This window comes from Kluyvera intermedia, assembly GCF_034424175.1.
In the GTDB taxonomy this organism is placed as follows: domain Bacteria; phylum Pseudomonadota; class Gammaproteobacteria; order Enterobacterales; family Enterobacteriaceae; genus Kluyvera; species Kluyvera intermedia.
In genome coordinates, this window is the sequence record NZ_CP139986.1 from 587,004 (window position 1) to 606,931 (window position 19,928).

The 19,928-nt window shown below is 52.8% G+C and carries 26 protein-coding genes; 12 read left to right on the forward strand and 14 right to left on the reverse strand.

Annotated elements, in window-relative coordinates:
• The first annotated feature begins 46 nt into the window (after nucleotides 1-46).
• A complete protein-coding gene (mtgA, locus tag U0026_RS02775) occupies nucleotides 47-760 on the forward strand; it encodes a monofunctional biosynthetic peptidoglycan transglycosylase (protein WP_164717426.1) in 714 nt (237 codons plus the stop codon).
• Nucleotides 761-821: 61 nt separating this feature from the next.
• Here mtgA and npr read toward each other — a convergent pair whose 3' ends face one another.
• The 11 genes from npr to U0026_RS02830 are packed head-to-tail and all read right to left on the reverse strand — an operon-like array spanning nucleotide 822 to nucleotide 8,696.
• Complete coding sequence (gene npr / locus U0026_RS02780) at nucleotides 822-1,094, reverse strand: PTS phosphocarrier protein NPr (RefSeq protein ID WP_062774149.1); 273 nt, start codon at nucleotides 1,092-1,094, stop codon at nucleotides 822-824.
• Nucleotides 1,091-1,945, reverse strand: coding sequence for an RNase adapter RapZ (rapZ, locus tag U0026_RS02785; RefSeq protein ID WP_062774151.1), 855 nt, complete (start codon nucleotides 1,943-1,945; stop codon nucleotides 1,091-1,093). The genes npr and rapZ overlap by 4 nt, the downstream gene beginning before the upstream one ends.
• A 33-nt stretch (nucleotides 1,946-1,978) precedes the next feature.
• Entirely contained in the window at nucleotides 1,979-2,467 is a 489-nt protein-coding gene (ptsN, locus tag U0026_RS02790) for a PTS IIA-like nitrogen regulatory protein PtsN (RefSeq protein WP_062774152.1), read from the reverse strand.
• Nucleotides 2,468-2,523: 56 nt separating this feature from the next.
• Nucleotides 2,524-2,811, reverse strand: coding sequence for a ribosome hibernation promoting factor (gene hpf / locus U0026_RS02795; RefSeq protein WP_052283605.1), 288 nt, complete (start codon nucleotides 2,809-2,811; stop codon nucleotides 2,524-2,526).
• Between the two features lie 22 nt (nucleotides 2,812-2,833).
• Nucleotides 2,834-4,267 (reverse strand): RNA polymerase factor sigma-54, encoded by a 1,434-nt coding sequence (gene rpoN, locus U0026_RS02800; protein WP_062774154.1) that lies wholly within the window; start codon nucleotides 4,265-4,267, stop codon nucleotides 2,834-2,836.
• A gap of 44 nt (nucleotides 4,268-4,311) precedes the next feature.
• A complete protein-coding gene (lptB, locus tag U0026_RS02805) occupies nucleotides 4,312-5,037 on the reverse strand; it encodes an LPS export ABC transporter ATP-binding protein (RefSeq protein ID WP_062774155.1) in 726 nt (241 codons plus the stop codon).
• Between the two features lie 6 nt (nucleotides 5,038-5,043).
• A complete protein-coding gene (gene lptA, locus U0026_RS02810) occupies nucleotides 5,044-5,598 on the reverse strand; it encodes a lipopolysaccharide ABC transporter substrate-binding protein LptA (protein ID WP_062774157.1) in 555 nt (184 codons plus the stop codon).
• Nucleotides 5,567-6,142 carry an LPS export ABC transporter periplasmic protein LptC gene (gene lptC, locus U0026_RS02815; RefSeq protein ID WP_062774158.1) on the reverse strand — a complete coding sequence of 192 codons (576 nt, stop codon included), beginning with the start codon at nucleotides 6,140-6,142 and terminating at the stop codon, nucleotides 5,567-5,569. The genes lptA and lptC overlap by 32 nt, the downstream gene beginning before the upstream one ends.
• Complete coding sequence (kdsC, locus tag U0026_RS02820; RefSeq protein ID WP_062774160.1) at nucleotides 6,139-6,705, reverse strand: 3-deoxy-manno-octulosonate-8-phosphatase KdsC; 567 nt, start codon at nucleotides 6,703-6,705, stop codon at nucleotides 6,139-6,141. The genes lptC and kdsC overlap by 4 nt, the downstream gene beginning before the upstream one ends.
• A 15-nt stretch (nucleotides 6,706-6,720) precedes the next feature.
• A complete protein-coding gene (kdsD, locus tag U0026_RS02825) occupies nucleotides 6,721-7,707 on the reverse strand; it encodes an arabinose-5-phosphate isomerase KdsD (RefSeq protein WP_062774360.1) in 987 nt (328 codons plus the stop codon).
• A gap of 14 nt (nucleotides 7,708-7,721) precedes the next feature.
• On the reverse strand, nucleotides 7,722-8,696 hold the full coding sequence (locus U0026_RS02830; protein ID WP_062774161.1) for a calcium/sodium antiporter: 975 nt from the start codon (nucleotides 8,694-8,696) through the stop codon (nucleotides 7,722-7,724).
• A 188-nt stretch (nucleotides 8,697-8,884) separates the two neighbouring features.
• Between U0026_RS02830 and mlaF the strand changes: the two genes are divergently transcribed.
• From mlaF to murA, 7 genes are all read left to right on the forward strand, one after another.
• The gene (gene mlaF, locus U0026_RS02835) at nucleotides 8,885-9,697 is read left to right on the forward strand and encodes a phospholipid ABC transporter ATP-binding protein MlaF (RefSeq protein ID WP_062774163.1); all 813 of its coding nucleotides are present in this window, start codon (nucleotides 8,885-8,887) and stop codon (nucleotides 9,695-9,697) included.
• A gap of 7 nt (nucleotides 9,698-9,704) precedes the next feature.
• Entirely contained in the window at nucleotides 9,705-10,487 is a 783-nt protein-coding gene (gene mlaE / locus U0026_RS02840) for a lipid asymmetry maintenance ABC transporter permease subunit MlaE (RefSeq protein WP_062774166.1), read from the forward strand.
• A gap of 4 nt (nucleotides 10,488-10,491) precedes the next feature.
• Nucleotides 10,492-11,046 carry an outer membrane lipid asymmetry maintenance protein MlaD gene (gene mlaD, locus U0026_RS02845; RefSeq protein ID WP_062774168.1) on the forward strand — a complete coding sequence of 185 codons (555 nt, stop codon included), beginning with the start codon at nucleotides 10,492-10,494 and terminating at the stop codon, nucleotides 11,044-11,046.
• An 18-nt stretch (nucleotides 11,047-11,064) separates the two neighbouring features.
• A complete protein-coding gene (mlaC, locus tag U0026_RS02850) occupies nucleotides 11,065-11,700 on the forward strand; it encodes a phospholipid-binding protein MlaC (RefSeq protein ID WP_062774170.1) in 636 nt (211 codons plus the stop codon).
• Nucleotides 11,700-11,990 (forward strand): lipid asymmetry maintenance protein MlaB, encoded by a 291-nt coding sequence (gene mlaB, locus U0026_RS02855; protein WP_062774172.1) that lies wholly within the window; start codon nucleotides 11,700-11,702, stop codon nucleotides 11,988-11,990. Before mlaC ends, mlaB begins: the two co-directional genes overlap by 1 nt.
• A gap of 137 nt (nucleotides 11,991-12,127) precedes the next feature.
• On the forward strand, nucleotides 12,128-12,382 hold the full coding sequence (ibaG, locus tag U0026_RS02860; RefSeq protein WP_035891140.1) for a BolA family iron metabolism protein IbaG: 255 nt from the start codon (nucleotides 12,128-12,130) through the stop codon (nucleotides 12,380-12,382).
• A 65-nt stretch (nucleotides 12,383-12,447) separates the two neighbouring features.
• Nucleotides 12,448-13,707 (forward strand): UDP-N-acetylglucosamine 1-carboxyvinyltransferase, encoded by a 1,260-nt coding sequence (murA, locus tag U0026_RS02865; RefSeq protein WP_062774173.1) that lies wholly within the window; start codon nucleotides 12,448-12,450, stop codon nucleotides 13,705-13,707.
• Between the two features lie 42 nt (nucleotides 13,708-13,749).
• On the opposite strand, the gene sfsB is transcribed toward murA, so the two are convergent.
• On the reverse strand, nucleotides 13,750-14,022 hold the full coding sequence (gene sfsB, locus U0026_RS02870; RefSeq protein ID WP_062774175.1) for a DNA-binding transcriptional regulator SfsB: 273 nt from the start codon (nucleotides 14,020-14,022) through the stop codon (nucleotides 13,750-13,752).
• 192 nt (nucleotides 14,023-14,214) lie between these two features.
• Nucleotides 14,215-15,186 carry an octaprenyl diphosphate synthase gene (gene ispB / locus U0026_RS02875; RefSeq protein WP_062774177.1) on the reverse strand — a complete coding sequence of 324 codons (972 nt, stop codon included), beginning with the start codon at nucleotides 15,184-15,186 and terminating at the stop codon, nucleotides 14,215-14,217.
• 256 nt (nucleotides 15,187-15,442) lie between these two features.
• Here ispB and rplU point away from each other — a divergent pair, with 256 nt between their 5' ends.
• The 4 genes from rplU to cgtA all read left to right on the forward strand — a co-directional run bounded on the left by rplU (nucleotide 15,443) and on the right by cgtA (nucleotide 18,301).
• Nucleotides 15,443-15,754: a 50S ribosomal protein L21 gene (gene rplU, locus U0026_RS02880; RefSeq protein WP_062774179.1), complete on the forward strand. Its 312-nt coding sequence runs from the start codon at nucleotides 15,443-15,445 to the stop codon at nucleotides 15,752-15,754.
• A gap of 19 nt (nucleotides 15,755-15,773) precedes the next feature.
• A complete protein-coding gene (rpmA, locus tag U0026_RS02885; RefSeq protein ID WP_052283637.1) occupies nucleotides 15,774-16,031 on the forward strand; it encodes a 50S ribosomal protein L27 in 258 nt (85 codons plus the stop codon).
• Between the two features lie 113 nt (nucleotides 16,032-16,144).
• A complete protein-coding gene (locus U0026_RS02890; protein WP_062774181.1) occupies nucleotides 16,145-17,110 on the forward strand; it encodes a DMT family transporter in 966 nt (321 codons plus the stop codon).
• Between the two features lie 15 nt (nucleotides 17,111-17,125).
• Nucleotides 17,126-18,301 (forward strand): Obg family GTPase CgtA, encoded by a 1,176-nt coding sequence (gene cgtA, locus U0026_RS02895; protein WP_062774183.1) that lies wholly within the window; start codon nucleotides 17,126-17,128, stop codon nucleotides 18,299-18,301.
• Between the two features lie 131 nt (nucleotides 18,302-18,432).
• Here the strand turns inward: cgtA and dacB are convergent, their stop codons facing one another.
• Nucleotides 18,433-19,866 (reverse strand): serine-type D-Ala-D-Ala carboxypeptidase, encoded by a 1,434-nt coding sequence (gene dacB, locus U0026_RS02900; RefSeq protein ID WP_062774185.1) that lies wholly within the window; start codon nucleotides 19,864-19,866, stop codon nucleotides 18,433-18,435.
• Nucleotides 19,867-19,928 lie beyond the last annotated feature (62 nt).

Below are 19,928 nucleotides of genomic sequence, written 5' to 3' on the forward strand. Positions count from 1 at the left end.
CAGAAATATTAATCGGCGTCAGAGGGTTAGCGTGAGGAAGAAGGCTGTGTGGAGAGTCGCAGGACTTAAGCGTCTGGTAGGGCGTTTGTTACTGCTGCTGGCGCTGTTCTGGGGGGGCGGTATTGCGCTGTTCAGCATTCTGCCCGTTCCGTTTTCTGCCGTGATGGTGGAACGTCAGGTCAGTGCCTGGCTTGGCGGAAACTTTGGCTATGTCGCCCATTCTGATTGGGTCAGCATGGATGAGATTTCGCCGTGGATGGGGCTTGCGGTGATTGCCGCAGAAGATCAGAAATTCCCGGAGCATTGGGGATTTGATGTTTCGGCAATTGAGAAAGCGTTAGCGCATAACGAACGTAATGAAAGTCGTATTCGCGGCGCATCGACGTTGTCACAGCAGACGGCGAAAAACCTGTTCTTGTGGGATGGACGCAGTTGGGTGCGCAAAGGGCTGGAGGCAGGTCTGACGCTGGGCATCGAGACGGTATGGAGTAAGAAACGCATTCTGACGGTGTATCTGAATATCGCCGAGTTTGGCGACGGGGTCTTTGGTGTTGAAGCCGCATCACAGCGCTATTTCCATAAACCCGCCAGCAAACTGACGATGTCTGAAGCTGCGTTGTTAGCGGCGGTATTGCCGAATCCGATTCGCTTTAAAGCCAGCGCGCCGACGGGTTATGTACACAGCCGTCAGGCCTGGATTATGCGCCAGATGCGCCAGTTGGGCGGGGAAGGGTTTATGCGAGAGCATAAGCTGTATTAGCCGTGGTTTGTCGGCCGGTAGCCCGGGCAAGGCGTTTACGCCGCCCCCGGGGCGCAGCAGCCTAGTCTTCGTCAAACCCGGCGTTAAACAATGCAATCACCGCTGCCAGCGCTTCCACTTCCTGCGGGCCGGTGGCTTCTACCTCAATCTGGCGACCCTTGGCAGAGTCCAGCATCAGCAGAGCAATCACGCTATTGGCTTCCGCGACGGTGCCTTCATCGTTACGCAGCAGCACTTCCGCATCAAAATCTTGCATCAACTCAAAAAGCTTCATTGCCGGGCGCGCGTGCATGCCCAGCTTATTGGTGATTTCAACGGTTTGCTTTACGGTCATGATTTACGTTTTTCCAGCGTCCGATGACGAGACTGCACGTTCTTACCGCGTGAGCGGAAATAGTCAGCCAGCTGTTCAGCGACATACACCGAACGGTGCTTCCCGCCGGTACAACCAATGGCGACCGTTAAGTAGCTACGGTTATTGGTTTCCAACATAGGTAACCATAGCTCAAGATAGCTGCGCGTCTGGTAAATAAAGTTGTGAACTTCCGTGTGCCTGTCGAGGAAAGCGGCCACGGGCTTATCAAGGCCGGTCATCGGTCGCAGTTTAGGATCCCAGTGTGGGTTTGGCAGGAAACGCACGTCAAAAACATAGTCAGCATCGATAGGAATACCGTGCTTGAAGCCGAACGATTCAAACACCATCGTCAGCTCGCGTTCACGTTTACCCAACAGACGGGTACGCAGCATTTCGGCCAACTCGTGAACGGACATTTCGGAGGTATCGACGATAAGGTCGGCGCGTGAGCGCAACGGCTCCAACAGGTTACTTTCTTCATCGATGGCGCTTTCCAGCGACAAATTTTTGCTGGAAAGTGGGTGAAGACGACGCGTATCACTGTAGCGGCGAATCAGCGTATTGCGGTCGGCATCGAGGAACAGCAACTGAGGGGAGAAGTTTTCCGGCAGGCTTTCCATTGCCCGTTCAAAAATTTCCGGCGTCTCCGGCATGTTACGTACGTCAATACTGACTGCCGCAGAAATTTCGCGATCAGCCAGCGTTTTCGCCAGCTCCGGCAGCAACACGACCGGTAGGTTATCGACGCAGTAAAACCCCATATCTTCCAGCGCACGCAGGGCAACAGATTTTCCCGAGCCAGAGCGGCCGCTGACGATCATCAGTACCATGTACCGTTTCTCCTCAGTACGATGTGATGTCCATTACGCATCATCGTGAGTTTCTGTATCGGTGATGATTTGATACAGTTCTTCGTCACTCTGCGCAGAACGCAGACGACGGCAAATAGTTTTGTCCGCCAGACGTTTCGCCACCAGGGAAAGCGTATGCAGGTGGGTTTTGGTCTGGTCTGCAGGCACCAGAAGCGCAAACAGTAAATCAACAGGCTGATTGTCGATAGCATCGAAGGCAATCGGTGTTTCCAGTTGCACGAAAACGCCTACCGCGCGCGTCGTATCCTCTTCCAGTTTACCGTGTGGAATCGCGATGCCATTGCCAATGCCGGTACTGCCCATTTTTTCACGGGTCAGAATGGCTTCAAACACCACCTGCGGAGGCAGACTTAACTGTTTGGCCGCCAGCTCGCTAATGATTTCCAGCGCACGTTTTTTACTCTGACAGTGCACAGCACTGCGGGTACATTCCTGGTTAAGGACATTGCTCAGTTGTAGAGCTGAATCAGTATTTGTCATAATTTCACCTAAGCACCGCCCAATCTGCAGAGCACATCGGGCGGTCGCTCGGACAATCAATGTTGTTTTAGTTTATCTTTATGCTTGTTTAACTGTCTCGACAGTTTGTCGATCAAGCCGTCGATGGCGGCGTACATATCTTTGCCTTCTGCGCTAGCATGAAGTTCGCCCCCGTTAACATGCAATGTTGCATCCGAGATGTGCGTCAATTTCTCCACTTTTAACACAATGTAGACCTGATTGATCCTCTCGAAATACTGTTCGAGTTTAACGAATTTCGTATTGACGAATTCGCGCATCGCTTCGGTAATTTCGACGTTGTGTCCAGTGATGTTGAGCTGCATAGTGTCTTCCTTATCAGTAGAGTCAGACCAGCTGTTTACGCTGGTTCGACGGCGGGATGGATAAAGACTCTCGGTACTTTGCAACCGTACGCCGGGCCACCATGATACCCTGATTGGAGAGTAGGGTGGTCAGTTTACTGTCGCTCAGTGGTTTTGCGGGATTCTCCGCAGCAATTAACTTCTTCACCAACGCACGGATGGCCGTGGACGAGGCTTCGCCGCCGCCTTCGGTACTGACGTGGCTGGAGAAGAAATACTTAAGCTCAAAAATGCCCCGTGGGCTATGCAAATACTTCTGCGTGGTAACACGCGAAATCGTGGACTCGTGCATCTCGACGGTCTGGGCGATATCGGCCAGCACCATCGGTTTCATGTGTTCTTCGCCAAGATCGAAAAAGGCCTGCTGCTGCTCAACAATGCAGCGGCTTACGCGCAACAGCGTGTCATTACGGCTCTCAAGGCTTTTAATCAGCCACTTAGCATCCTGCAGATTACTGCGGATGAACTGGCTGTCAGCGTCGTTGCGGGCATTGTTGCACATCCCCGCATAATGCTGGTTTATCTGCAGGCGCGGGATGCTGTCGGAATTAAGCTCAACCATCCAATGACCGTTCACTTTGCGCACCAGCACATCAGGGATCACATATTCCGGCTCGCCGGTCTGGATCGATTGCCCAGGACGTGGATCGAGTGATTGAATCAGATCGACTGCTTCTTTGAGCACATCTTCTTTTAAGCGCGTAACGCGCATAAGTGAACGAAAGTCGTGGTTGGCGAGAAGATCGAGATGATCGCTGATGATTAAGCGCGCTTCAGTAATGCGTGGCGTATCAGGTGAGAACTGAGAAAGTTGGATCAGCAGACAGTCGCGGAGATCTTTGGCGGCGACGCCGACCGGATCGAATCGTTGGATCCGTTTAAGCACGGCCTCTACTTCATCGAGACCAATCTCGTCATCGCCAATGCCTTCATGGATATCTTCCACCGTAACGGTGAGATAGCCGGTATCGTCTACCGCATCGACTATCGAAGTGGCAATCGCCCGGTCAGTATCGGTAAACGGCGTCAGCTCGACCTGCCACATCAGGTAATCCTGCAGTGACTGAGTGGTTTCGCCCTGGTAAACCGGCAGTTCGTCGTCTTGGTAATCGACCCCGTTGCCCGATGGCGTGCCGGCAGTGTAGATTTCATCCCAACTGGCGTCGAGCGGTAGTTCTTCCGGCATGTCCGGCTTTTCCAGTGCATCTACGCTGTCGAGCGTTTCGGTATCGACGGGTTCCTGGGTTTCTACTTCCTCGTGAAGATCGGTTTGCTCGAGCAGGGGGTTACTCTCCAGCGCCTGCTGGAGTTCCTGCTGAAGTTCCAACGTAGACAACTGCAACAGACGGATTGCCTGCTGCAACTGCGGCGTCATGGCAAGCTGTTGGCTGAGCCTTAATTGCAAACCTTGCTTCATATTCAGAGCGAATCTCTCCCACTTACGTCGTTAACCATACCCTATCAGAGTCTGAAGTCTTCCCCAAGATACACGCGTTTAACATGTTCGTCTTGTAGGATCTCCTGAGGGGTACCGTGGGCAATCAGATGCCCCTGGCTGACGATATAGGCGCGTTCACAGACGGCTAACGTTTCACGCACGTTGTGGTCAGTAATCAGCACGCCGAGACCGCTGTCACGCAGATGTTCGATAATGCGTTTGATGTCGATAACCGAGATTGGGTCAACCCCTGCAAACGGTTCATCCAGCAGGATAAATTTCGGGTTTGCCGCCAACGCGCGTGCGATTTCTACACGACGTCGTTCACCACCGGAAAGCGCCTGACCCAAGCTGTCGCGCAGGTGTTCGATGTGGAACTCTTCCATCAACTCTTTGGCGCGGTCTTCACGCTGCTCGTTGCTGAGATCGTCGCGGATCTGCAGCACCGCCATCAGGTTGTCATACACGCTCAGGCGACGGAAGATGGATGCTTCCTGCGGCAGATAGCCAATCCCGCGACGGGCACGAGCATGCAGCGGCAGCAGGCTGATATCTTCGTCATCAATGATGATATTACCCGCATCACGCGAAACGATCCCAACCACCATGTAGAAGGTAGTGGTTTTACCCGCACCGTTTGGCCCAAGCAGACCGACAATCTCACCGGAATTCACGGTCAGACTGACATCTTCCACCACGCGACGGCCTTTATAGGCCTTCGCCAGATTTTTTGCAGTTAATGTCGCCATAACGAATTAGTTACTCTTCTTCTGGGCCGGGGCCTGATCTTTAGATTTGTCCTGCAACTGCGACGGAACCAGAACGGTGGTGACGCGTTTGCCTTTGTCGCTAAACGCCTGCATTTTTTGCTCTTTTACCAGATAGGTAATTTTGTCACCCTTGATATTGCTATCAAGCTGCTCAAGGTAAGCATTGCCGGTCAGGATCACGAAATCGTTCTGCAATTCATAATGCATTTTTGAGGCATGGCCTTTTACCGGCTTGCCGTTATCCTGCATCTGATAGAAGGTCGCGGGGTTACCGTAACCGTCGATCACTTCTTTACCTTTTTGATCCGCAGGACGGGTCACCACCACTTTATCAGCGTTGATTTTGATCGTGCCCTGGGTCACCACAACGTTGCCGGTAAAGGTGACGATGTTGCCCTGCATATCCAGCGACTGCTGATCGGATTCGATATGAATCGGCTGATCGGTATCCCCGGTGAGCGCCATTGCTGGAAGGCTGGCCGCCAGCAAAGTACCGGCGAGCGCAAGCTTAAGGCTGAGTTTGTTTTTTCTGAATTTCATAAGAGGTTCTAACCTTTTCAATCAGCTCGGCGTTTTTGCTGCGTAAATTGCCGCGCATTTTCAGGCCGCTGGAATTAAATGTTGTTCCGTATAACGTCACCAGATCGTCAGAGGCAACATCCTGAGTAATCAGGTTTACCTGGGCATTATCCGTCGTAATCTTACGCAGTTGCGCATCTTCTGTCAGCGCGTTGATTTCAACGTGCCCGTAAAGGTACAGCATGCGATCGTTGGTCAGCTTGGCTTTATCAGCTTTAATCGACCAGGTTGGTACTTTGTTTGCGTCAAAAGTGGTCAATACCGGATGGGTAAACCACGAGACAGCCTGATCGGAAAAATACTCCACATGCTCGGCGATGAGCCGATAGCTAAGGGCACCTTCCGGGCTGTACACCACCGTATCGGTATGTTCACTTTTATAGGTTGGGTCGCTGGTGTTGACCGCCTGCGGGCCGACATCGTCGTTATCGGCAAGATTCAGGCCGATAAGGACAAGCGCTATCAGCGCCAGCACAATAATAACCCAACGTCTGGTTTTACTCATATCGATTGCCCTTTGGCTTCTTCAAGCTTTCCTTGCGCCAATAGCAGCAGGTCGCAGACCTCACGAACCGCGCCGCGTCCACCGGCAATACGAGTGACGTAATCAGCGCGAGGCAGCAACAGTGGATGCGCATCCGCTACCGCAACGCTTAGGCCGATTTCGGCCATGACCGGCCAGTCAATCAGATCGTCACCAACGTAAGCGACCTGGTTTGGCTGGAGCTCCAGCTTCGCAAGCAGTTCGCGATAGGCGATCAGTTTATCCGACTGCCCTTGATAGAGATGGCTAATGCCAAGCGTAGCGCAGCGGTCTTCTAACAGTTTAGCTTTTCGTCCGGTAATAATCGCCACCTCAATGCCTGAGGTGAGGGCGCAGCGAATTCCATAGCCGTCACGCACGTTGAAGGCTTTCAGCTCCTCGCCGTTGTTGCCCATGTAAATCAGGCCGTCCGAGAGCACCCCGTCAACATCGAGGATAAGCAGGCGAATTTGCTCCGCCTGAGTAATAAATTGTGGGCTCACCGGGCCATAACAGGTGGCAACCGGGGCGACAGCATGACTCATTCTTTATATCCTTGATTACACTACGCCTGCGCGCAGTAGGTCGTGCATATGTATCACACCTAGCAGATGGTCGCCATCGGCAACCAATACGCAGGTGATATGACGTGATTGCATCAGGTTCAATGCATCAACCGCCAGCATCTCTGGACGAATGCGGATACCGCCCGATGTCATCACGTCGGCAATGCCGAGAGTGCGGACGTCAACGCCGTTATCGAAGATTCTTCGCAGGTCACCGTCGGTGAAAATACCCTTAATCTGCATATTGTCGTCGCAGATGGCGGTCATGCCCAGATTTTTACGCGTGATCTCTAAAAGTGCGTCACGCAGCGAGGCATCGATGCTCACCTGGGGAATTTCATCGCCGGTGTGCATAATATCGTTAACCCGCAGCAACAGCTTGCGACCAAGTGCGCCGCCGGGGTGCGACAGGGCAAAATCTTCCGCCGTGAAGCCACGCGCTTTGAGCAGCGCAACCGCGAGGGCATCACCCATAACCAGCGCGGCGGTTGTGCTGGTGGTTGGCGCCAGGCCAAGTGGGCACGCTTCACGTGGAACTTTCACGCATAAATGAATATCGGCGGCGCGTCCCATACTGCTCTCCGGACGGCTGGTCATGCAGATAAGCGGTACGCGCAGACGCTTCAATACCGGGATCAGCGCCAGAATTTCGTTGGACTCGCCGGAGTTTGACAGGGCGATGACTACGTCCTGTGGGGTCACCATACCTAGGTCGCCGTGGGCCGCCTCGCCGGGATGAACGAAGAACGCCGATGTCCCCGTGCTGGCGAAAGTGGCCGCCATTTTACGACCAATATGCCCAGATTTGCCCATACCCATGACGACCACTTTGCCGCCACAGTAAAAGATCTTCTCGCAGGCGTTGCTGAAATCCTGATTAATGTATTGACCAAGCTGCTCCAGCCCTTCCCGTTCAATCTCCAGAACCTCTCTTCCTGCTTGTTGGAAGTCGAAGTTTGGCTGCAAATCTATTTGCGACATAATGATATCCCGATTCATTCGATGAAAAGCGGCGCGCCCCAATAGAGCACTGCCAGCCATACAACAAACCCGCTGATTAACAGCAGTCCCGCGCCGCGGCCGACCTGCCTACGACGCCAGCACAGTAGAGCAAACACCACGCTCACCAGTACCATGACGCCATAGTCGCGGGAGAACGCGAGCGGGTTGAAGGTTCCCGGCGCGATAAGCGCGGGGAGCCCCAGTACAATGGCGATATTAAAGAAATTGGAGCCGATGATATTGCCGACGGCGATATCATTCTCACCCTTGCGTACACCGGCAATCGCGGTGGCAAGCTCCGGTAAACTGGTGCCCAGCGCGATAATCGTTAAGCCGATGGTCAGTTCACTCATGGCAAAATAGTTTGCTAGCACCGTTGCGTTATCAATCACCATCCGTGTCGCCATTGGCATGATGATTAAGGCTACGCCCAGCCATAAACAGGCGACGGGTAAGGAGCCATCGCGCGGCAGCTCGGCAAGCTGCTGTTGCGTAAACTTATCGTTGCCCTGGCGTTCGGCCAATCTGGCTATTTTAATAATAAACAACAGCCAAAGGGCGGTGAGAATAAATAAAAATATGCCGTCAAGACGGGAAAGCTCACCATCATACAACACATACCCTGCCAGCAGGCTCACTACCAACATTAGCGGTATTTCGCGGCGCAGGATATCAGAATGCACGGTAAATGGGTGGAACAGGGCGGTCAGTCCGAGGATCAGTAGAATGTTGACAATGTTTGATCCGATGGCGGTTCCGACAGCGACATCCACCTGCCCATGGAGCGATGCGGCGGCGGCAACAATAATTTCTGGTAGCGATGTGCCTATACTGACAACAGTCATGCCGATAATCAGCGGCGGGATCCCTAGAGCACGGCACAAAATGGAGGCGGAATACACCAGGCGGTCAGCGCTATAGACCACCAGAAGTAAACCAATAATTAACAGAGCCGTGGCTAAGAGCATCTAAAGTCCTTTATTCGGGTATAATCGCCGGTCCGCATTTCTGAACATGGCGAATTCCTAATTTTGACTTTATGCGCAGGAAAAGTAAAACAAATGCCAGATTTCGTTAACCAGAGCGGTTAGGATTCTGTAAGAATGCAGGGGCAAGCAGGAGTTTGCTCTACTTAAGGACCTGGAAAGGTAAGCCTATGAGCCAAAATCTAGCGAATTTAGTCGATATGCACGACGTCACCTTTACGCGTGGCAATCGGGTTATCTTCGACAACATCTCGCTTTCGGTGCCGCGCGGTAAAATCACTGCGATTATGGGGCCGTCGGGGATTGGCAAGACCACCCTGTTACGCCTGATTGGCGGGCAGATCCCCCCGGATAGCGGAGAAATCCTCTTTGATGGCGAGAATGTGCCGCAGATGTCACGATCTCGTCTTTACACCGTGCGCAAGCGCATGAGTATGCTGTTTCAGTCTGGGGCATTGTTCACAGACCTGAACGTGTTTGACAACGTGGCTTATCCGATTCGCGAGCACACTAATCTGCCCGCGCCGCTGCTAAAAAGCACGGTGATGATGAAACTGGAAGCCGTTGGTCTGCGCGGGGCGGCGAAGCTGATGCCGTCTGAACTGTCCGGCGGGATGGCGCGGCGTGCGGCGCTGGCCAGAGCCATTGCGCTGGAGCCGGATCTCATCATGTTTGATGAACCGTTTGTCGGCCAGGATCCGATAACCATGGGCGTACTGGTGAAGCTGATTTCTGAACTCAACAGTGCGCTGGGTGTCACTTGTATTGTGGTTTCCCACGATGTACCGGAAGTGCTGAGCATTGCCGATTTCGCCTACATCATGGCAGACCGAAAAATCATCGCTCATGGGAGCGCAACGTCGTTGCAGGAAAACGCCGATCCTCGTGTGCGTCAGTTCCTCGACGGTATCGCCGACGGCCCGGTGCCGTTCCGTTATCCGGCGGGCGACTACCGCCGCGATCTCATTGGTACAGGGAGTTAAACGACTCATGCTGTTAAATGCACTGGCAGCGCTGGGACATCGCGGGATTAAGACCATCGCGACGTTTGGGCGCGCCGGGTTAATGTTATTCAATGCCGTCGTCGGCAAACCCGAATTCCGCAAGCACGGACCGTTGCTGGTTCGTCAGCTTTATAACGTTGGCGTGCTTTCTCTGGTTATCATTATTGTGTCGGGCGTGTTTATCGGCATGGTGCTGGGGTTGCAAGGGTATCTGGTGCTGACCACTTACAGCGCTGAGACCAGTCTCGGTATGCTGGTCGCGCTCTCGTTACTGCGTGAGCTGGGGCCGGTGGTTGCCGCGCTGCTGTTCGCCGGGCGCGCGGGTTCGGCATTGACCGCTGAAATTGGCCTGATGCGCGCCACCGAGCAACTCTCCAGCATGGAAATGATGGCAGTCGATCCGCTGCGTCGCGTAATTTCTCCGCGCTTTTGGGCGGGCGTCATCTCTTTGCCGCTGTTGACCATTATTTTCGTCGCTGTGGGTATTTGGGGCGGCTCTCTGGTCGGCGTCAGTTGGAAAGGGATTGATGCCGGGTTCTTCTGGTCGGCAATGCAAAATGCGGTGGACTGGCGTCTTGATCTGGTGAACTGCCTGATTAAGAGCGTTGTTTTCGCCATTACGGTGACATGGATTGCGTTATTTAACGGTTACGATGCGATCCCCACTTCTGCCGGAATCAGCCGCGCGACCACCCGTACCGTGGTGCATGCGTCGCTGGCGGTTCTTGGGCTGGACTTTGTGCTGACGGCACTGATGTTTGGGAATTGAGTGAATGCAAACGAAAAAGAGTGAAATCTGGGTCGGTATTTTTCTGTTGGTTGCCCTGCTGGCGGCGCTGTTTGTCTGCCTGAAGGCGGCGGACGTGTCGTCGATGAAATCTGCGCCAACCTACCGTGTTTACGCCACCTTCGATAACATCGGCGGCCTGAAAAGCCGTTCGCCGGTGCGTATTGGTGGCGTGGTGATTGGGCGTGTCGCCGATATCTCACTGGATCCAAAAACATACTTACCGCGTGTGGCTATCGACATTGAAGACAGCTATGACCATATTCCCGATACCAGTTCGCTGGCGATTCGTACTTCGGGCCTGCTGGGCGAGCAGTACCTGGCGCTGAACGTAGGTTTTGAAGACCCGGAACTGGGAACGTCTATCCTTAAAGACGGCAGCATCATCCAGGATACTAAATCAGCAATGGTGCTCGAAGATTTGATTGGTCAGTTCCTTTACAACAGTAAAGGCAGCGACAATCAGAATTCAGGCGATGCGAAAACGTCAACTGACGAACATACTGATACGGCAGCGCCTGCTACTGGCTCGACGAATTAATCTCAGGAGATACTCGACATGTTTAAACGTTTACTGATGGTCGCCATGCTGGTGATTGCGCCATTAACGGCAGCCACGGCGGCAGACCAGACTAACCCTTACAAGCTGATGAACGAAGCGGCGCAGAAAACATTCGATCGCCTGAAGACCGAACAACCGAAGATTCGTTCTAATCCTAACTACCTGCGTGATGTTGTTGATCAGGAACTCCTGCCGTATGTGCAGGTGAAATATGCCGGTGCACTGGTTCTTGGCCGCTACTACAAAGACGCGACTCCAGCACAGCGTGAAGCTTACTTCATCGCGTTCCGTGAATACCTGAAACAGGCTTACGGCCAGGCGTTGGCGATGTATCACGGTCAGACTTATCAGGTTGCTCCAGAACAATCGTTGGGTGATGCCACGATCGTTCCTATCCGTGTGACCATCAACGATCCGAATGGTCGCCCGCCGGTACGTCTGGACTTCCAGTGGCGTAAAAATACCCAGACGGGTAACTGGCAGGCTTACGACATGATTGCGGAAGGGGTGAGCATGATCACCACCAAACAAAATGAGTGGAGCGATCTGCTGCGTACCAAAGGTATCGATGGTCTGACTGCACAGCTGAAAGCTATCTCTGCACAGCCAATTACCCTGGAACAGAAAAAATAATGGCCGAACAGTTAAGCTGGACACGCGAAGGCGAACGCCTGGCGCTGCACGGTGAGTTGGATCAGGACTTTCTGGTGTCTCTATGGGACGCCAGAAAGGACGCAACGCAGGGTGTATCAGTGATTGATCTCAGTGGCTTGAGCCGCGTGGATACGGCGGGTCTGGCACTGCTGGTGCATCTGGTCGATCTGATTCGTGCCGAGGGCCGGACGGCGAGCCTCGAAGGCGTAAGCGAAAAAGTGGCCACCCTGAAAGGGTTATATAATCTGCCTGAAGATATGATCCCTTAAAAATTTCAGTACGTTATTGCTTCCAATATTCTTAAAGCCCCATCAATCTCAAGGATGGGGCTTTTTGCTTGTTTAAGACTGCGCCACTTTCCTCTAAGATGTGGGGCTGTTTTCACTCTCAAATGAAATGCGAACCTATGGAAAATAATGAAATTCAGACCGTGCTGATGAACGCACTCTCCCTTCAGGAAGTTCTCGTTTCTGGTGATGGCAGCCACTTCCAGGTGATTGCTGTGGGTGAGATGTTTGATGGCATGAGCCGGGTTAAGAAGCAGCAGACTATCTATGGCCCGCTGATGGAGTACCTTGCGGACAACCGCATCCATGCCTTGTCGATCAAAGCGTATACCCCGCAAGAGTGGGCACGCGATCGCAAACTCAACGGTTTTTGAGCCAGGGGAAAAGTGGCATCACTTTTCCGGTGGCGAACGTGAATACTTAACAGAGATTAGATTTGATGGATAAATTTCGTGTGCAGGGGCCGACCCGCCTTCAGGGTGAGGTCACCATTAGTGGTGCTAAAAATGCTGCCCTGCCGATTCTTTTTGCCGCTTTGCTGGCAGAAGACCCGGTTGAGATCCAGAACGTACCAAAACTGAAAGATGTTGATACTTCCATGAAGCTGTTGACGCAGCTGGGTGCGAAGGTTGAGCGCAATGGTTCAGTATGGATTGACGCAAGTTCGGTGAACGTATTTTGTGCACCATACGATCTGGTGAAAACCATGCGTGCTTCTATCTGGGCGCTGGGCCCGCTGGTGGCGCGTTTTGGTCAGGGGCAGGTTTCTCTGCCTGGCGGCTGCACCATTGGTGCGCGTCCGGTTGACCTGCACATTTCTGGCCTGGAGCAGTTAGGCGCGGAAATTAAACTGGAAGAAGGCTACGTCAAAGCGTCCGTTAATGGTCGTCTGAAAGGTGCACATATCGTGATGGACATGGTCAGCGTTGGCGCGACCGTCACCATCATGGCTGCTGCTACGCTGGCGGAAGGGACTACTGTTATCGAAAACGCCGCGCGTGAGCCGGAGATCGTCGATACTGCGAACTTCCTCAACGCCATGGGCGCGAAGGTGACAGGTCAGGGCACCGACCGTATCACTATCGAAGGCGTTAAGCGTTTGGGCGGCGGTGTTTATCGCGTTCTGCCTGACCGTATTGAAACCGGCACCTTCCTGGTGGCGGCGGCGATTTCCGGTGGCAAAATTGTCTGTCGTAACGCTAAACCTGACACGCTGGATGCGGTGCTGGCTAAGCTTCGTGAAGCCGGCGCTGATATTGAAGTCGGTGAAGACTGGGTCAGCCTGGATATGCACGGCAAACGCCCGAAAGCAGTCAATGTGCGTACCGCGCCACATCCTGCATTCCCGACCGACATGCAGGCGCAGTTCACCTTGCTGAACCTGGTGGCAGAAGGTACCGGTGTTATCACCGAAACGGTATTTGAAAACCGCTTTATGCACATTCCGGAGCTTATACGTATGGGCGCGCGTGCGGAAATTGAAAGCAATACCGCAATTTGTCACGGCGTTGAGCAGCTCTCCGGCGCTCAGGTCATGGCAACCGACCTGCGTGCATCTGCAAGCCTGGTCCTGGCGGGCTGCATCGCTCAGGGCACTACGATCGTTGACCGTATCTATCACATCGACCGTGGCTATGAGCGCATTGAAGATAAGCTCAGCGCGCTAGGCGCGAATATCGAGCGTATTAAGGGCGAGTAATCGCGACACGTGATAAACGCCCTCTGGCCTGTCTGGAGGGCGTTATTTTGCCTCTACAGATCGACGCATTGCTTTCGTTCTATCAATAAACTCATGGGTTATTGGATCGTGATAGCGCGATGGCCAGATTATCCACGGTTCGGTTTCAAGCACCTTTGCAATAATCACTTCACCTTTCGGCCATGGGCGGGATAGCACGTTGGCTAACGTCGACGAACTGAGGCCGTTCTTACGTGATTCTGCGGCCATCGACGTCCCTTTTTTGTGTAACCCCGCGATAATATCTGCCGGATGCCAATCGATAAACTTATCCATACTTCCTCCCTGAGAATACTGTTTAAATCATCATGTCGAATGAGGAATGTACTGTATCGCTCTTTTCAGTAACTTTCTAAAAAGTTCTAGTAAGTTTCTTTAAATTCGGAATAAGTTAATTTTTGCCATCAAAAATGGGCATTTTGGGCATTTTCAGGAAATTTCCCGCGCGAGTGTGCGCGGGAACAGATTTTAACGATCGCGTTGAACGGCGATATGGGCGAGGGCGATCAGCGCCTCACGGTATTGAGTATCTGGCAGAGGGGAGAGGGCGGCAATGGCTTTATCGGCTTCTTCTTCGGCACGCTGACGCGTCCATTCCAGAGAACCACACGCTGCCATCGCTTCAAGCACCGGTTCAAGCAGATGACGCCCGTTGCCTTGCTCAATCGCACCGCGAATCATAAGCGCCTGTTCTGGCGTACCGTTACGCATAGCGTGCAGCAAAGGCAGGGTAGGTTTGCCTTCGTTAAGATCATCACCGACGTTTTTACCCAGTGTTTCGCCATCAGCGCTGTAGTCGAGTAAATCATCGATCAGCTGGAAAGCGGTGCCCAGATAGCGGCCATAGTCCTGTAGCCCTTTCTCCTGCTCTGATGTGCAGTTAGCGAGTAGACCAGAGCATTGCGCCGCTGCTTCAAACAGGCGCGCAGTTTTACTGTAGATCACGCGCATGTAGTTTTCTTCGGTAATGTCCGCATCGTTGACGTTCATCAACTGAAGAACTTCACCTTCAGCAATGACGTTTACCGCTTCAGACATCACTTCCAGCACTTTCAGCGAACCGAGGCTGGTCATCATCTGAAATGCGCGCGTGTAAATGAAGTCGCCAACCAGCACGCTGGCCGCGTTCCCAAAGGCAGCATTCGCCGTTGCCTTGCCACGGCGCATATCCGACTCATCGACGACGTCATCGTGCAACAAGGTCGCGGTATGAATAAATTCGATAAGCGCGGCAATATTGACATGGGCATTGCCCTGATAGCCAACGGCGCGAGCGGCAAGCACGGCAATCATCGGGCGGATACGTTTTCCGCCACCGCTGACGATGTAATAGCCTAGCTGATTGATCAACTGGACATCCGAGTTGAGCTGCTCAAGAATCGTCGCATTGACACCCGCCATATCCTGCGCGGTTAACTCATTGATTTGTTGTAAATTCATCGCAAAAGCCGGGCTTAGTGTCCTGTTTACCATTTATCCATACAGGATAATGAAGGTTTTACGTTAGCGTTGTGACTACGATTGTACTGAAAAAACGCCTCAGATAAACGTTGTCGTGCCGGTTGTCTTTTTTTTCTGCATCTATTGATGGTAGCACTTGTCAAAGGCTCGCGTTTTGCGTAATATTCGCGCCCTATTGTGAATATTTATAGCGCACTCTGAATCACATAAAGTTGTGCGCGGAAGCGGAGTTTATATGTACGCGGTTTTCCAAAGTGGTGGTAAACAACACCGAGTAAGCGAAGGTCAGACCATTCGCCTGGAAAAGCTGGACATCGCAACTGGCGAATCTATCGAATTCGCTGAAGTTCTGATGATCGCAAACGGTGAAGAAGTCAAAATCGGCGTTCCTTTCGTTGATGGCGGCGTAATCAAAGCTGAAGTTGTTGCTCATGGTCGTGGCGAGAAAGTTAAAATCGTTAAGTTTCGTCGTCGTAAACACTACCGTAAGCAGCAAGGCCATCGTCAGTGGTTCACTGATGTGAAAATCACTGGCATCAGCGCTTAAGTTAAGGGGAGCAGATTAAATGGCACATAAAAAGGCTGGTGGCTCGACTCGTAACGGTCGCGACTCAGAAGCTAAACGTCTGGGCGTAAAACGCTTCGGCGGCGAATCCGTTCTGGCTGGTAGCATCATCGTTCGTCAACGTGGTACTCAGTTCCACGCTGGTTCTAACGTAGGCTGCGGCAAAGACCACACACTGTTTGCTAAAGCAGACGGTAAAGTGAAATTCGAAGTGAAAGGCCCGAAAAACCGTCGTTTTATCAGCATTGTTGCTGAATAAGTTTTTCGCGTCCCGGTAACGGATGAAAGCCCCGCAACGTGTTGCGGGGCTTTTTACATTCGACGCCAGGAAAATGATGGGTAGTACCACCGTTTCAAGGCAGGGAATCCGGTATGAAGCAGCAGGCGGGGATTGGCATTCTTTTGGCGCTTACTACGGCAATATGCTGGGGCGCATTACCGATTGCCATGAAACAGGTTCTGGAAGTTATGGAACCACCTACCGTCGTGTTCTACCGATTTTTGATGGCGAGCTGTGGTCTTGGCCTCATTCTGACATGGAAGCGCAAACTGCCTTCTCTGCAGATTTTCCGCAATCCACGCTGGTTGGTATTGCTGCTCATCGCTACCGGTGGGCTGTTCGGTAATTTCGTGTTGTTTAGCTCATCGCTTCAGTACGTTAGCCCAACGGCATCGCAGGTGATAGGCCAACTCTCGCCTGTCGGCATGATGATTGCCAGCGTCTTTATCCTTAAAGAGAAGATGCGCGGCACGCAGATAATCGGCGCTATCATGCTTATCTGTGGCTTGCTGATGTTTTTCAACACCAGCCTGCTCGAAATTTTTACTCGTCTAACTGACTATACCTGGGGCGTTATCTTCGGGGTGGGGGCGGCGATGGTTTGGGTGAGTTACGGCGTCGCGCAAAAGGTGTTATTGCGGCGAATGGGCTCACAGCAGATCCTCTTTTTATTGTACACTTTATGTACTATTGCATTGTTGCCGTTAGCGAAGCCTGAGGTTATCAGGCAACTGAGCGACTGGCAGCTAGCCTGTCTGATCTTCTGTGGTCTGAACACTCTGGTCGGTTATGGTGCCCTGGCGGAAGCCATGGCGCGCTGGCAGGCGGCGCAGGTGAGTGCGTTAGTGACGCTGACTCCCCTGTTTACACTGTTATTTTCAGATCTATTATCAATGGCCTGGCCCGATTTCTTCGCCCGACCGATGCTTAACCTATTAGGTTACCTCGGTGCGGTTATCGTGGTTGCGGGCGCGATGTATTCCGCCATTGGTCATCGTCTTTGGGGGCGGTGGCGTAAGCGTGAAACGGTTGTTCCGTTACCCCGCGCAGGCGAATGATTTACGGAGAGTAAAATGAAGTTTGTTGATGAAGCAACGATCCTGGCAGTCGCAGGTGATGGCGGTAATGGTTGCGTAAGCTTCCGCCGCGAAAAATATATCCCACGTGGCGGCCCTGATGGTGGCGACGGTGGTGATGGTGGTGACGTCTGGATGGAAGCGGACGAGAACCTGAATACCCTGATCGACTACCGTTTCGAAAAATCTTTCCGTGCAGAACGAGGTCAGAATGGCGCAAGCCGTGATTGTACCGGTAAGCGCGGTAAAGACGTCACCATTAAGGTGCCGGTCGGTACGCGTGTTATCGACCAGGGTACCGGCGAAATCATGGGCGACATGACCAAACACGGTCAGCGTCTGATGGTCGCGAAAGGCGGCTGGCACGGTCTGGGCAACACCCGCTTTAAATCCTCCGTTAACCGTACGCCGCGTCAGAAGACAATGGGTACGCCGGGTGATAAGCGTGACCTGCAGCTCGAACTGATGCTGCTGGCAGATGTCGGGATGCTGGGGATGCCAAATGCTGGTAAATCTACCTTCATTCGTTCCGTCTCTGCGGCGAAACCAAAAGTGGCGGACTATCCGTTTACTACCCTGGTGCCAAGCCTCGGCGTGGTGCGTGTAGATAACGAGAAGAGCTTTGTGGTTGCCGATATCCCGGGCCTGATTGAAGGGGCAGCCGAAGGCGCAGGTTTAGGTATTCGCTTCCTGAAACACCTGGAACGTTGCCGCGTACTGCTGCACATCATTGATATCGATCCAATCGATGGCTCTGATCCGGCAGAAAACGCACGCATCATCATTGGTGAGCTGGAGAAATACAGCGATAAACTGGCGGGCAAACCACGCTGGTTGGTCTTCAACAAGATCGATACCATGGATAAAGCGGATGCTGAAGCGAAAGCGAAGGCCATTGCTGAAGCTATGGGTTGGGAAGACAAGTATTACCTGATCTCTGCCGCAAGCCAGATTGGCGTCAAAGACCTGTGCTGGGACGTGATGAACTTCATCATTGAGAACCCAATCGTGCAGGCTGAAGAAGCCAAACAGCCAGAGAAAGTCGAATTCATGTGGGATGACTACCATCGTCAGCAGCTTGATGAAGTCGCCGCTGAAGCGGAAGAAGACGACGAAGATGACGACTGGGATGAAGACGACGAGGAAGGCGTAGAGTTTATCTACAAACGCTAATCCTGGCGCCGGATGGCGACGCTAACGCGTCTTATCCGGCCTATAATATTGCAACGGGCCGCATCTGCGGCCCGTTTTTTTATGTGCGTAGTAGGCCGGATAAGCGCAAGCGCCATCCGGCAGCACCATATTTAGTTGTTCTGATAGATATCTTTATACAATCGGCTTTCAAAGCGAACCAACGGAATCCGACGATTCCTCTGGTCGGCAGGTGAGACCGCATAGCCCGAAAGATATTGCACAAACGCCATTTTTTGACCGCTGGCGGTAGTGATAAAGCCGGCCAGATTATACACGCCTTGCAGCGAGCCGGTTTTAGCCGAGACTTTGCCATCAACCCCTGCCTGATGTAGACCCGCACGGTACTGCAACGATCCGTCATGTCCGGCGAGAGGCAGCATGGAAATGAAATCCAGCTCATTGTCGTGCTGTGCGATGTACTGCAACGCCTGCATCATAGTGGCAGGAGCAATCAGGTTGTGCCGGGACAGACCTGAGCCATCGGCAATAATGGTATTGCCCAAATCAACGCCGGCTTGCTGACGTAAGATCTGCCGGACGGCATCGGATCCTGCACGCCAGGTGCCTGGTACGCCAAAGCGTGAGTGACCCACCATGCGAAATACGGTATCGGCAATCATGTTGTCCGATTTTTTCAGCATGATTTTTAATAAATCATGCAGTTGGGCAGACTGCTTACTGGCGATCACGGTTCCAGGTTCGTTCACCAGAGTCTGACGAAGTAAGGTGCCGCTATAGGTGATTCCAGCCTGCTTGAGTTCGTCTTTAATTATCGCCCCGGCATAGCTTGCGCCATCCTGGATTGCAAACGCTAGCGGCAGAGGCTCTGCACGCTGCGGTAGGCATCCGGTCAGCGTAAAGCGGTTGAGATCGCCTGGTACCACATCCAGTTCGCAATATTGTGCATCCGGTGAGCCTTTCGCAAGTGTGCGCACCTGGCTGAACATGGTTACCGGGTAGTACGATGCGATACGGATAAACGCCAAATCATTGGCCTTTTGGGCGCTGTAGAGCGAAATGGAGAAGCAGTTTCGGTCGATAATCGCGGCCGCTGGCGGAGCGCTAAAGCACTGCGTCATATCATTCCACGGCCAGCCAGGAGCTTTATCATGGCTTGCAAAAATGGAGGTATCGATAAGTACGTTACCGTCGATATTTTGCACGCCCGCCTTTTTAAGCGTCGCCACCATATTGCGAATATCCTGACGTCTTAACGTCGGATCGCCGCCAAATCGCGCAATAAGGTCGCCTTTTAGCGTGCCATTATCGATGCTACCTTTGGTCTCAAGTGTGGTGGTGAAACGAAAATCAGGGCCGAGTTGCAGCAGCGCCGCTAACGCAGTGAGAACCTTTTGGGTACTGGCGGGAAGCGCCATCTGCTGGCCGTGATAATCCACCAACGGCGCAGGAGCACCGACCTTCTGCACTAACAGTGCAAGGTTGGCCCCGGCAGGGAGCTGATTGATGTATTCATCAACATTCGCAGCCTGAACGCTAAACGCTATACTGGTGGTCAATCCGATGATAAATCTGGAAAATCGCATAATCTCGCGCTAACAACCTGGAAACAAGCCGTCATACTACGGTGCAAAGCCCTGTAAAGTAA

Excerpts from the sequence above, each read along its gene's own strand:
- rapZ (WP_062774151.1), bottom strand. The coding sequence starts at position 1,945 with ATGGTACTGATGATCGTCAGCGGCCGCTCTGGCTCGGGAAAATCTGTT.
- ispB (WP_062774177.1), bottom strand. The coding sequence starts at position 15,186 with ATGAATTTACAACAAATCAATGAGTTAACCGCGCAGGATATGGCGGGT.
- npr (WP_062774149.1), bottom strand. The coding sequence starts at position 1,094 with ATGACCGTAAAGCAAACCGTTGAAATCACCAATAAGCTGGGCATGCAC.
- lptC (WP_062774158.1), bottom strand. The coding sequence starts at position 6,142 with ATGAGTAAAACCAGACGTTGGGTTATTATTGTGCTGGCGCTGATAGCG.
- kdsD (WP_062774360.1), bottom strand. The coding sequence starts at position 7,707 with ATGTCGCAAATAGATTTGCAGCCAAACTTCGACTTCCAACAAGCAGGA.
- sfsB (WP_062774175.1), bottom strand. The coding sequence starts at position 14,022 with ATGGATAAGTTTATCGATTGGCATCCGGCAGATATTATCGCGGGGTTA.
- rplU (WP_062774179.1), top strand. The coding sequence starts at position 15,443 with ATGTACGCGGTTTTCCAAAGTGGTGGTAAACAACACCGAGTAAGCGAA.
- murA (WP_062774173.1), top strand. The coding sequence starts at position 12,448 with ATGGATAAATTTCGTGTGCAGGGGCCGACCCGCCTTCAGGGTGAGGTC.
- lptB (WP_062774155.1), bottom strand. The coding sequence starts at position 5,037 with ATGGCGACATTAACTGCAAAAAATCTGGCGAAGGCCTATAAAGGCCGT.
- mlaC (WP_062774170.1), top strand. The coding sequence starts at position 11,065 with ATGTTTAAACGTTTACTGATGGTCGCCATGCTGGTGATTGCGCCATTA.
- mlaB (WP_062774172.1), top strand. The coding sequence starts at position 11,700 with ATGGCCGAACAGTTAAGCTGGACACGCGAAGGCGAACGCCTGGCGCTG.
- mlaE (WP_062774166.1), top strand. The coding sequence starts at position 9,705 with ATGCTGTTAAATGCACTGGCAGCGCTGGGACATCGCGGGATTAAGACC.
- hpf (WP_052283605.1), bottom strand. The coding sequence starts at position 2,811 with ATGCAGCTCAACATCACTGGACACAACGTCGAAATTACCGAAGCGATG.
- mlaD (WP_062774168.1), top strand. The coding sequence starts at position 10,492 with ATGCAAACGAAAAAGAGTGAAATCTGGGTCGGTATTTTTCTGTTGGTT.
- U0026_RS02890 (WP_062774181.1), top strand. The coding sequence starts at position 16,145 with ATGAAGCAGCAGGCGGGGATTGGCATTCTTTTGGCGCTTACTACGGCA.
- ptsN (WP_062774152.1), bottom strand. The coding sequence starts at position 2,467 with ATGACAAATACTGATTCAGCTCTACAACTGAGCAATGTCCTTAACCAG.
- cgtA (WP_062774183.1), top strand. The coding sequence starts at position 17,126 with ATGAAGTTTGTTGATGAAGCAACGATCCTGGCAGTCGCAGGTGATGGC.
- ibaG (WP_035891140.1), top strand. The coding sequence starts at position 12,128 with ATGGAAAATAATGAAATTCAGACCGTGCTGATGAACGCACTCTCCCTT.
- kdsC (WP_062774160.1), bottom strand. The coding sequence starts at position 6,705 with ATGAGTCATGCTGTCGCCCCGGTTGCCACCTGTTATGGCCCGGTGAGC.
- rpmA (WP_052283637.1), top strand. The coding sequence starts at position 15,774 with ATGGCACATAAAAAGGCTGGTGGCTCGACTCGTAACGGTCGCGACTCA.
- U0026_RS02830 (WP_062774161.1), bottom strand. The coding sequence starts at position 8,696 with ATGCTCTTAGCCACGGCTCTGTTAATTATTGGTTTACTTCTGGTGGTC.
- rpoN (WP_062774154.1), bottom strand. The coding sequence starts at position 4,267 with ATGAAGCAAGGTTTGCAATTAAGGCTCAGCCAACAGCTTGCCATGACG.
- dacB (WP_062774185.1), bottom strand. The coding sequence starts at position 19,866 with ATGCGATTTTCCAGATTTATCATCGGATTGACCACCAGTATAGCGTTT.
- lptA (WP_062774157.1), bottom strand. The coding sequence starts at position 5,598 with ATGAAATTCAGAAAAAACAAACTCAGCCTTAAGCTTGCGCTCGCCGGT.
- mlaF (WP_062774163.1), top strand. The coding sequence starts at position 8,885 with ATGAGCCAAAATCTAGCGAATTTAGTCGATATGCACGACGTCACCTTT.